This window comes from Asticcacaulis sp. (genome assembly GCF_020217185.1).
In the GTDB taxonomy this organism is placed as follows: domain Bacteria; phylum Pseudomonadota; class Alphaproteobacteria; order Caulobacterales; family Caulobacteraceae; genus Asticcacaulis.
In genome coordinates this window covers 1-10000 of the sequence record NZ_JAIWNX010000251.1, presented here as the reverse complement: position 1 = coordinate 10000, position 10000 = coordinate 1, and the positions used below count along the sequence as shown (strand labels likewise).

At 61.2% G+C, this 10000-nt stretch carries 9 protein-coding genes; 4 read left to right on the top strand and 5 right to left on the bottom strand.

Features of this window, described 5'->3' with window-relative positions:
* Window positions 1-27 precede the first annotated feature (27 nt).
* The gene (rsmD, locus tag LDL37_RS12555) at window positions 28-606 is read left to right on the top strand and encodes a 16S rRNA (guanine(966)-N(2))-methyltransferase RsmD (RefSeq protein WP_290798836.1); all 579 of its coding nucleotides are present in this window, start codon (window positions 28-30) and stop codon (window positions 604-606) included.
* A gap of 212 nt (window positions 607-818) precedes the next feature.
* Entirely contained in the window at window positions 819-959 is a 141-nt protein-coding gene (locus LDL37_RS12550) for a hypothetical protein (protein WP_013480909.1), read from the top strand.
* Between the two features lie 455 nt (window positions 960-1414).
* Here LDL37_RS12550 and LDL37_RS12545 read toward each other — a convergent pair whose 3' ends face one another.
* From LDL37_RS12545 to ileS, 5 genes are all read right to left on the bottom strand, one after another.
* Window positions 1415-1561 (bottom strand): hypothetical protein, encoded by a 147-nt coding sequence (locus tag LDL37_RS12545; protein WP_290798834.1) that lies wholly within the window; start codon window positions 1559-1561, stop codon window positions 1415-1417.
* Window positions 1562-1611: 50 nt separating this feature from the next.
* Window positions 1612-3528, bottom strand: a complete 1917-nt coding sequence (mutL, locus tag LDL37_RS12540) for a DNA mismatch repair endonuclease MutL (protein WP_290798832.1) — start codon at window positions 3526-3528, stop codon at window positions 1612-1614.
* Between the two features lie 716 nt (window positions 3529-4244).
* Complete coding sequence (locus LDL37_RS12535; RefSeq protein WP_290798830.1) at window positions 4245-4808, bottom strand: DUF3035 domain-containing protein; 564 nt, start codon at window positions 4806-4808, stop codon at window positions 4245-4247.
* A gap of 85 nt (window positions 4809-4893) precedes the next feature.
* Window positions 4894-5424 (bottom strand): signal peptidase II, encoded by a 531-nt coding sequence (gene lspA / locus LDL37_RS12530; RefSeq protein WP_290798828.1) that lies wholly within the window; start codon window positions 5422-5424, stop codon window positions 4894-4896.
* Between the two features lie 156 nt (window positions 5425-5580).
* Window positions 5581-8580, bottom strand: coding sequence for an isoleucine--tRNA ligase (gene ileS, locus LDL37_RS12525; protein WP_290798826.1), 3000 nt, complete (start codon window positions 8578-8580; stop codon window positions 5581-5583).
* A gap of 284 nt (window positions 8581-8864) precedes the next feature.
* Between ileS and LDL37_RS12520 the strand changes: the two genes are divergently transcribed.
* On the top strand, window positions 8865-9509 hold the full coding sequence (locus tag LDL37_RS12520; protein ID WP_290798824.1) for a GyrI-like domain-containing protein: 645 nt from the start codon (window positions 8865-8867) through the stop codon (window positions 9507-9509).
* A 29-nt stretch (window positions 9510-9538) separates the two neighbouring features.
* On the top strand, window positions 9539-10000 hold a 462-nt coding region (locus LDL37_RS12515), incomplete at its 3' end, for a hypothetical protein (RefSeq protein WP_290798822.1).

The window sequence follows — 10000 nt, the reverse complement described above, 5'->3', positions numbered from 1 at the left end:
CGCAAGCCGCGTCCGGAGTAGGTCCGTATGCGTATCGTCGGTGGTGAGTTTCGCGGGCGCGCCCTGAGCGCCCCCGAAGGCCAGAACACCCGCCCGACTTCGGACCGGGCGCGTCAGGCCGTGTTCAACATTCTGGAGCACGCGGAATTCGCCCCCAACCTCAACGGGGCGCGGGTGATGGACGTCTTTGCCGGTTCCGGCGCGCTGGGGCTTGAGGCCATGTCGCGCGGGGCGGCGTTTTGTCTGTTTGTCGATACGGATGACGCGGCACGCGGCGCCATCCGCGACAATGTCGAAGCGTTTGGCCTGTTTGGCGTCACGCGCATCCACCGCCGCGACGCCACGCAACTGGGCGTGCGCCCCGGCGGCGCGTCGGAAGCCTTCGATCTGGTGTTTATGGACCCGCCCTACCGTAAGGGTTTGGTACAGCCGGCGCTGGAGGCGTTGCGAAACGGGAACTGGCTGAGCGATGAGGCCTTGATTGTGGCAGAGATGGCCGCCGATGAGGACTTTTTTGCCACGGAACTGTGGCAAATAATCGACACCCGAACCTATGGTCCGGCGCAGGTTTTGTTCCTGAAACAAAAAATTCTTACGAATTTTTAACTGATCAAATTATTGATTTATATAATTTAATTCAAAAACCATCGTCTTTGTGTGGCCAAATTAACCCATTGGCCGGATTTTTCATATTGACGAGTTTTTTATTGTGTCCCCAATATGTCCTTAACAAGGTGTAAACCGCGCCGTCAGGCACGATTAATGCACCGAAGCCCCAGCAAGGGGCGGGACTGAACTGTTATAAATGGGGTGATGTTATGACGGCAGAAGCGATCAAGCTTGAAGGCGGCAAGAAGCGCCGCGACGGCCTGAAGGTTATTCTGATGGCCGGTCTGAGTGTTCAGGCGTGGGCCTTCCTGATGGGTGTCGGGATTATTGTTCTCAACGTAACGCGTTGATTTTGTAGCCTGTGGCGTTTGCCGCGGGTTTTTTTATGACTGATTTCGACCGGGGGTGAGGTTCAGGGGGAAACTGACCTTGCCGTCCCGGTCGTGGGTCTGACCTAAAAGCTCCGGTCTGACGGGACATCAGACCGCATGAGCCGACGGGGGAGTGGGGCTTAGGGTGAGTGCGCCGGATGAGGCGCGCTCACCCTGATCGCCCTTGGAAATGGCACCGCGAATATAGGTGGTTAATCTCTTTCCGCACCTGTGTCCTAAAGCAGTAGAAGCCACAGATTTCACAGATTGCACAGATTAACCGCGTTGTGGTACCAGCACCGGCGCGCAGCGCCCTTCTGTGCTTTCGCGGGCGGGGCTCTTTTTCACCACGGATAGACACGGATGGCGGCTTTGCCGCCGACACGGATATCCGTGCCAGACGAACGCAGTTCGTCACCCGTGTCTATCCGTGGCTAAATAATACCGTTTAACGAGCCGCTTTTTTGATGGTTTTGGCCACGAAAAACACCAAAAACACGAACATTCAAATAGCGGACATGCTCTGCCCAAAAGCCGTTGCACAGCGCACGATCCGTCTGTTTTTCAGGCGCTTCGCGCAAAAAAGCGCTCCGACACCGTTCGTGCTTTTCGTGTTTTTCGTGGCAAAACCCTATCTTCGACCGAACAGCTTTTCGATATCTTTCAGCTTCAGCTCGACATAGGTCGGGCGGCCGTGATTGCACTGGCCCGAATGCGGCGTCGCCTCCATCTGCCGCAGCAGGGCGTTCATTTCGGAGGCCGACAGACGCCGCCCGGCGCGCACCGAGTTACGGCAGGCCATATTGCCGCAGATTTCGGCCATCCGCTCTTTCAGGATCAGGGCCTGACCGTTTTCGGCAATGTCGTCGGCCAGGTCGCGGATCAGCCCGGCCACGTCACCGTCGCCGATCAGGGCCGGGACTTCGCGCACCAGAATCGTCGCCGGGCCAAAACTTTCGATCATCAGGCCAAAGCCTTCCAGATCGTCGCGCCGCGCCATCAGGCGGCTGACATCGGCGGGGTCGAGATCGACGATTTCCGGGATGAGCAGGGTCTGACGCGCCACATTGCCTTCGGCCATCATGGTCTTCATGCGCTCATAGACCAGCCGTTCGTGGGCGGCGTGCTGATCGACGATGATCAGGCCGTCTTTGGTCTGCGCCAGAATGTAGGTCTCGTGCAACTGCGCCCTTGCAGCCCCCAGCGGATAGGACTCAAATTCGGGCGGCAGGGGCTGGCTGAGCGTGCGTAGATCAACCCCCGCTTCGGCCAGGCCGCTGTCCTCCGGCCTCTCCATCGTGGGTGCGGCGGTAACAAGGTCTCTTTCGACTCTGGCCGACGGGGCAAAGGTCAGGTCGGCATTCCACGCCGGCTGATAGTTGGGGTGCGGCTGCTCCGGCGTGGCGAAGGCGCGGGGTTGATAGCCTCCATTCAGGGACAGGGTCGGCTGCATCGGCGCGCGATAGCCCGACGATAGCGGATTGAAGGCGCTGAGCGCCTGATCGGCAACGGTGGTCGCGGCGCGGTGCCCGGCCGAGGCCAGCGCATGTTTCAGCGCGCCGACGATCAGGCCGCGCACCAGATTGGGGTCGCGGAAGCGCACCTCAGCCTTGGCCGGGTGGACGTTGACGTCGATATCCTGCGGGTCGGTCTCGACATAGAGCACCGCCATCGGGTGGCGGTCGCGGGCCAGAAAATCGGCATAGGCCCCGCGCAGCGCCCCGGTCAGCAGCTTGTCGCGTACCGGCCGGCCATTGACGAACAGGTACTGATGCTGGGCATTGCCGCGCGAAAAGGTCGGCAGGCCCGCATAGCCGGTCAGGCGGACGCCTTCGCGCTGCTGATCAATCAGCAGGGCATTGTGGCCGAAATCATCGCCCAAAAGCGCGGCGAGGCGCTTCAGCCGCCCCTCAAACCCCGCCTCTTCGGGGTAGAGGCGCAGGGACCGCTTGCCGTCCAGCGTCAGCGAAAAGCCGACATCCTCGTGCGCCATGGCCTGCCGCTTGACCTCTTCGCTGATGGCCATGTTCTCGGCGCGGTCGGTCTTCATAAACTTCAGGCGCGCCGGGGTGGCGTAAAACAGGTCTTTCAGCTCGACCCGCGTGCCGTGCGGGCGCGAAAAGGCGGCGGGGCGCAGCGGCGACATCGCCCCGGCATCGACCGTAATGGCAATCGCCCCGTCCATGCCCTTGGCACGCGAGGTGATGTCCAGCCGCGCCACCGAGCCCATGGACGGTAGGGCTTCACCGCGAAAGCCGAGCGTCTGGATATGCAGCAAATCCCAGGTGCCGTCGGCCTGCGGTTTGAGCTTGGAAGTGGCGTGGCGTTCGACCGCCAGCGGCAGGTCGTCGGCGTCCATGCCGCGACCATTATCCTCGATCAGGATGCGCGACAGGCCGCCCATATCGGCGAAAATGTCGATCTGCGTCGCGCCGGCGTCGATGGCGTTTTCGACCAGCTCCTTGATGGCCGAAGCCGGACGCTCGACCACCTCGCCGGCGGCGATGCGGTTGATGGTGTCCTGAGGCAGGCGGGAAATATGAGCCATTGACCCAATTTAGGTGAGTCCGGTGACGGGGGCAATGTCGGGAAGGTTTTGGCCACGAAAAACACCAAAATCACGAACGCTGAGCCGTAACGCCGCCCGCGCCCGAAGGCCCTTACGGTTTGTGCGGTAAGACAGGTGAGGGCGCTTCGCGCCGCAAGGTTTGCCACGGATGCACACGGATGGCGGCTTCGCCGCCGACACGGATATCCGTGCCAGACGAACGCCCTTCGTCATCCGTGTCTATCCGTGGTTCAAAAAGAGTCCCGCGCCTGATGTCAGCAAGAGGTGTGAACCACAGATTTCACAGATGGGCGCTGCGCGCCGGGTGAGTGACACGGGCACGGATAATCTGTGAAATCTGTGAAATCTGTGGTTTCTCCTGTTTCTGCATGAGTCGTGACGCCCGTGGGCTTTTAAGGAATGTCTTGCACCGCGGATGGCGGCTTCGCCGCCGACACGGATATCTGTGCCAGACGAACGCCCTTCGTCATCCGTATCTATCCTTGGTTCAAAAGAGTCTCGCTCGCGATGTCAGTAAGAGGTGTGAACCACAGATTTCACAGATTTCACAGATGGGCGCTGCGCGCCGGGTGAGTGACACGGGCACGGATAATCTGTGAAATCTGTGAAATCTGTGGTTTCGATCTTAAGGCATAAATTCAAACGAAAAAGGGCCGCCGTGCGGCAGCCCTTTGAAACTTTGAATGCTTGATGGCTTACAGGCCGGGCAATTTGAAGGACTTTTCCTTCTTTTGCTCTATGGTCACCTTGCCGTTGCCCAGCAACGTCTTGATGCGCGCCGCTTCCGATTCCGGGTCGAGCGCATTGACTTCACCGGCCAGCACCGAGTTGGTCGAAGGCGCCGGTGCCGGGGTCGCGTCCTTTTTCCAGAACAGGATCTTGTCGGCGAAGCTCTCTTCCTTATAGGCCAGATCGCCAAATTCATCGTCCACGACGTAGCGGGCCAGCGGATCAGCCTTATCGGCCCCGGCCTTGGTGGCCAGCACCTTTTCGCCTTCGGAACGGGTGATGGCCTGACGCTGACCCAAAAGGGCCTCACGCGCCGCGCTTTCGGGTTGCAGTTCCTGCGCGCGGGGCTCACCCGGCGCGGGCGGGCGCAGCGCGAAATCCGGCGGCACCACCAAAGGCGCCTTGGTCACGACGCGAAATTCGTCCGGCACGACCTTGTTCAGGCCCAGCGCGCTCTTGGTCGATTCGCACCCCGTCAGACCGACGCCGGCGATCAGCACCAGACCCGCCACTACTTTGACCGACTTCATTCTTCGCTCCGCATTATCCGTGCCCTTTTTCAGAAGGGGCCGGAGAGTGTTACTTGCTTTTCGCCGCCCTGCCAAGGGTCCGCGTTTAACCTTGTTTCGACTCTTCCCGATTGAGGAAGAAGACGTCGATGAACAACAGGGCCACGCCGATATTGATGGCGGCGTCGGCGATGTTGAACACCCACGGAAAACCCAGCCCCGAAAAATCGAGAAAATCGACCACGCCGCCGTAGATGATACGGTCGATGGCGTTGCCGATGGCTCCGCCCGCCACCAGAGCCAGCCCCAGACCGAGGATGCGCCGGTTGGTGCGGCGGACCCAGTCGATCAGGAAGGCCGACACGACCAGCGAAAACAGGGTGAGCAGCCAGCGGCCGATCCCTTCCGAATGGAAGAAACCGAAGCTGACGCCCTTGTTCCACACCATGCTGAACGAGAAGAAGGGCAAAATCTTGACCTGTCCGAGACTGGGCAGTTGCAGACCGTATAAAATCCAGTTCTTGCTGATCTGATCAAGGATCAGGCCGATCAGCCCGATCAGCAGCATCTGCCGCCCCAGCGGCGTGGTGTGCGGCGGGGCGAAGTGGGTTTTGAGTTTGGTGTGAAGGTCAGTCATGATTGGCCGTCGATGCAGAAGATAAGCACCTCCCCTGATGTCAGGGGAGGGTGGATCGGCGCGTGAGCGACGAGACGGGTGGGGTTAATCCCGTCGCATAACCCCCCTCCGGCTAAAGCCGGTATCCCCCCTGATATCAGGGGGGAGGCGGGACGACTAGCCCCCATGCGCGGCGTCCCATTCGGCGACGGCGTCGGCGTCGCGCAAAGAGAGGTCCGGATAGCGCGGGTCCGAGCCCACTTCGGGCAGGATGCGCCACGACCGCTGACACTTGTTACCGTGCGCGATGTGCACCACGACCGACACGTCCTTCACCTCGTTCAGGCGGAAGGCGTCGTCCGGGCCCACCGAGGCCGACAGCACGGCCTGAGACGTGCGGAAGACCTCCGCCGCGTCGATGCCGTCAAAGGCCGCCAGCAGCGGTTCGGAGTCGATAAACACTGTCGGCGCGGCTTCGAGCGCCGAGCCGATCACCTTGTCGCGGCGCTTCTCTTCCAGAGCGGCGGTAACAACCGACAGCACCTCTTCGATCTTGCCCCAGCGCGCGGCTTCGGCGGCATTGTGCCATTCGGCAGGCACGGCGGGCAGGGTGCGATAGAGGTTTTCCGGTGCCTCCGGATAGCGATAGCTCCACGCCTCTTCGGTGGTGAAGGCCATGATGGGCGACAGCCAGGCCGTCAGGCGCTCAAACAGGATGTTGAGCACGGTGCGGCAGGCGCGGCGCTTCACGTCCGATGGCTTGTCGCAATAGAGGCTGTCCTTGCGGATGTCGAAATAGAGCGACGACAGGGTCTGGGACGCGAAATCGGCCACCGGGCGGATGACGCCCGCGAAGTCATAGGCGTCATAGGCGGCGCGCACCCTGGCATCCAGCTCATGCACGTGGTGCAGGATGTAGCGTTCCAGCGACGGCATGTCCTGATAATCGACGGCCTCAGCGTCCGTATAGCCATTGAGCGCCCCCAGCAAATAGCGCAGCGAATTGCGCAGCTTGCGATAGGCGTCCACGGTCGTCTGGATGATCTGCTTGCCGATGCGCAGGTCGTCGGAATAGTCGGACAGCGCGACCCACAGGCGCAGGATTTCGACGCCCGATTCCTTGGCAATGTCCTGCGGGGCGACGACATTGCCCTTGGACTTCGACATCTTCTCGCCCTGTTCGTCGAGGACGAAACCGTGGGTCAGGACGGCCTTATACGGCGCACGGCCGCGCGTGCCGCAGCTTTCCAGCAAGCTTGACTGGAACCAGCCGCGGTGCTGATCCGAGCCTTCGAGATAGAGGTCGGCGGGGCTATGGGTATTGTCGCGGCCTTCCAGCGTAAAGGCGTGGGTCGAACCGGAGTCGAACCACACATCCAGAATGTCCGTGACCTTCTCATAGTCGGCCGGATTGTAGCCGTTGCCCAGAAAATCCTCGTCCGGGCGCGTAAACCAGGCGTCTGCGCCTTCAGACGCGATCAGCTTGATGATGCGATCGTTGACGGCGGGGTCTTTCAGCGGCTCACCGGTCTTTTTATCGACGTACATGGCCAGCGGCGTGCCCCAGTTGCGCTGACGGCTGATCAGCCAGTCCGGGCGGGTTTCGACCATGCTGCCGATACGGTTGCGGCCCTGATCGGGGTAGAAGGCGGTCTCGGAGATGGCTTTTAGAGCTTTGCTTCTTAGCGTATTCAATTGCGCATTAGTGCCGGAAGCTTCTTTTTCCGCGTTTCCAATGAGGTCCATCCGAATGAACCACTGGGGCGTGTTGCGGAAGATGACCGGGGCCTTGGAGCGCCACGAATGCGGATAGGAGTGATCGACGCGACCGCGCGCCAGCAGGTTACCGGCTTCGATCAGCTTTTCCATCACCACCTTGTTGGCGTCGCCGAACTTGCCGGCCTTCTTGCCCTCGGTTTCAAGGACTTTCAGACCCGCAAACAGCGGCACATGCGGGTAGTAGGCTCCGTCCGGATCGACTGTATCGGGGATGGAATCCAGCGAATAGCCGGATTTCAGCCACACCAGATAGTCGTCCGCGCCGTGGCCGGGGGCCGTGTGCACGAAGCCCGTACCGGCGTCATCCGTGACGTGATCGCCCGCCAGCATGGGCACATCGAAACCGTAGCCTTCGTCAAGTGCGGCCAGCGGGTGGGCGAGGGTGAGGCCCTCGCAATCGACATCGGCGTGCACCAAAGTCCATGCGGTGATATTGCCTGCCGTGCGCACGGATTCAGCCAGCTTTTCAGCGACGATCAGGCGATCTCCGACCTTGGCCCACGGCGCGAAACCGAGCGTTTCTTCCGAAGCCACTTCGGTCACTTCATACAGCGAATAGCTGATCTTCGGGTTGAAGCTGACGGCGCGGTTGGCCGGGATGGTCCACGGTGTGGTGGTCCAGATCACGACGGAAGCGTCCCGTAAGTGGGGGTGTTTATCGAGAAGGCTAGGCGCTTTTTCTCCAGTCTTTACGAATGGAGCCAACGGTTTATGTTCTGCGACCGGGAACTTCACCCAGATGGTCGGGCTGACGTGCGGGTGGTATTCGACCTCGGCGTCGGCCAGAGCCGTGCGTTCGACCGGCGACCACATGACGGGCTTTGAGCCGCGATAGAGCTGACCCGACATCAGGAACTTGTGGAACTCAGCCGTGACCTTGGCTTCGGTGTCGAAATCCATGGTGGCGTAGCGCTCATCCCATTCGCCAAGGATACCCAGACGCTTGAACTCTTCGCGCTGCACGCCGATCCATTCGGCGGCGTATTCGCGGCAGGCCTTGCGGAACTCGGCGGCGGGCACCTCGTCCTTCTTGCGGCCCTTGGCGCGGAACTGCTCCTCGATCTTCCATTCGATGGGCAGGCCGTGGCAGTCCCAGCCGGGGACGTAATCGACGTCATAGCCCATCAGGAACTTCGAGCGCACCACGAAGTCCTTGAGGATCTTGTTCAGCGCATGGCCGATATGGATATTGCCATTGGCGTAGGGCGGGCCGTCGTGCAGCACGAACAGGGGGGCGTTTTTGGCCTGACGCGCCTTGCGCACGCTGTGGTACAGGTCGGACTCTTCCCATTTTTTCAGCATTTCGGGCTCGGCCTTGGGCAGGCCGGCGCGCATCGGGAAGGCGGTTTCAGGCAGGAAGACGGTTTCGCGGTAATCGCGTGAAGGGTGTTCGGACATGAATCCTGATATCTCTGGGAGGGGATACGGTCAAATAAGGCGTGGCGATGTACTCCCAGCGCAAGACCCGGTGCGGGTGGCTTACGCTGGGCTTCAAATTCGAAGCTGCGCCCGTATCGTCAACATGGAGGCAGCGTTTATCAGAGGCCGCCGGGATTGCCTAGAGCGGAATGGTTTCTAATGGACATTCCGCTCAAACCGCCGCCCCTGAAATCAGGGGAGGCGCATCTAATCCTGACAAAAACTGTCAGCACGACCTGTAACCTCCCGCTCAGGAGGTGCCCATGCGCAAGGTCGATCTGAAACGCGAGCGCAAGCCGCTCTATACCGCCCCCGCCGGTCAGTTTGTGCTGATCGACGTGCCGCCGCTGCCGTTCCTGATGATTGACGGCCACGGCGACCCCAATGGCGACGGCTTTGCCGAGGCCATGCAGGCGCTGTTTTCGGTGGCCTATGGGCTGAAATTCATGAGCAAGGTCGAATGCGACCTCGATTACAGCGTGCCGCCGATGGAGGGGCTGTGGTGGGCCGATCGTTTCGAGCGCTTCTATGACCGCGACAAAGACCTGTGGTCGTGGCGGATCATGGTGCCGCAGCCGGACGCCATCACGCCGGATATGTTTGCCCGCGCCGTGGTCGGGGCCGGGCGCAAGGGCAAGGGCGGCACAGCTCTGGGGCGCTTACGGCTCGAAACCTGGGCCGAGGGCTTGAGCGTTCAGACCCTGCATGTAGGCTCTTATGACGATGAAGGCCCGCTGATCGCGCGCCTGCATCAATGGATTGCCGACAATGGTCTGAGCGAAACCGGTCATCACCACGAAATCTATCTGTCCGACCCGCGCCGCACCGCGCCCGAAAAGCTCAAGACGATCCTGCGCCAGCCGGTGCAGTATCGCTCACCCCTTGCCGCCTCACCGTTGCCAAGCTAATCAGGAGAGGCAATTCAGGGGAGGGACCCATGCGCAAGGTGGCAATGGTCGGACTGATGGCGCTCGGCCTGACGGCTTGCGGGCAAAAACCCGCTGAGCCGCAGCCATCCGAGGCGGCGAAGCAGACCTTCACCGGCTGCGAATGGCAGGCGGTGCGAGGGCGGCAACTGTCTATGTACGCCTTTGCGTGCCCTAATACGCACATGGTGGCCGACGAGACCCTGCCCGGCTTTGGCGTGGTGGAAAGCGGGCCGGACGATGTCAGCTATTACCGTCCCGTTCTCCGCGCTTTTCCCAAGCCGCCGCAGGCCGCCATTGAGTCTGTCCTGCCGCAAATCCGCAAACTGACGCCACAGGCCGCAACCTGTGTGCTGACCCCGGCGCAGGACCCGACGGCGGAAAAGACGACGCGGGCGCTGTTTGAACTGACCCCGACCGGTGAGGCGCTGAAAGCGTGGGAACAGACGGTCAGGACCGGGGAGGGCGAGGCC

Excerpts from the sequence above, each read along its gene's own strand:
- rsmD (WP_290798836.1), top strand. The coding sequence starts at position 28 with ATGCGTATCGTCGGTGGTGAGTTTCGCGGGCGCGCCCTGAGCGCCCCC.
- LDL37_RS12550 (WP_013480909.1), top strand. The coding sequence starts at position 819 with ATGACGGCAGAAGCGATCAAGCTTGAAGGCGGCAAGAAGCGCCGCGAC.
- mutL (WP_290798832.1), bottom strand. The coding sequence starts at position 3,528 with ATGGCTCATATTTCCCGCCTGCCTCAGGACACCATCAACCGCATCGCC.
- LDL37_RS12535 (WP_290798830.1), bottom strand. The coding sequence starts at position 4,808 with ATGAAGTCGGTCAAAGTAGTGGCGGGTCTGGTGCTGATCGCCGGCGTC.
- lspA (WP_290798828.1), bottom strand. The coding sequence starts at position 5,424 with ATGACTGACCTTCACACCAAACTCAAAACCCACTTCGCCCCGCCGCAC.
- ileS (WP_290798826.1), bottom strand. The coding sequence starts at position 8,580 with ATGTCCGAACACCCTTCACGCGATTACCGCGAAACCGTCTTCCTGCCT.
- LDL37_RS12520 (WP_290798824.1), top strand. The coding sequence starts at position 8,865 with ATGCGCAAGGTCGATCTGAAACGCGAGCGCAAGCCGCTCTATACCGCC.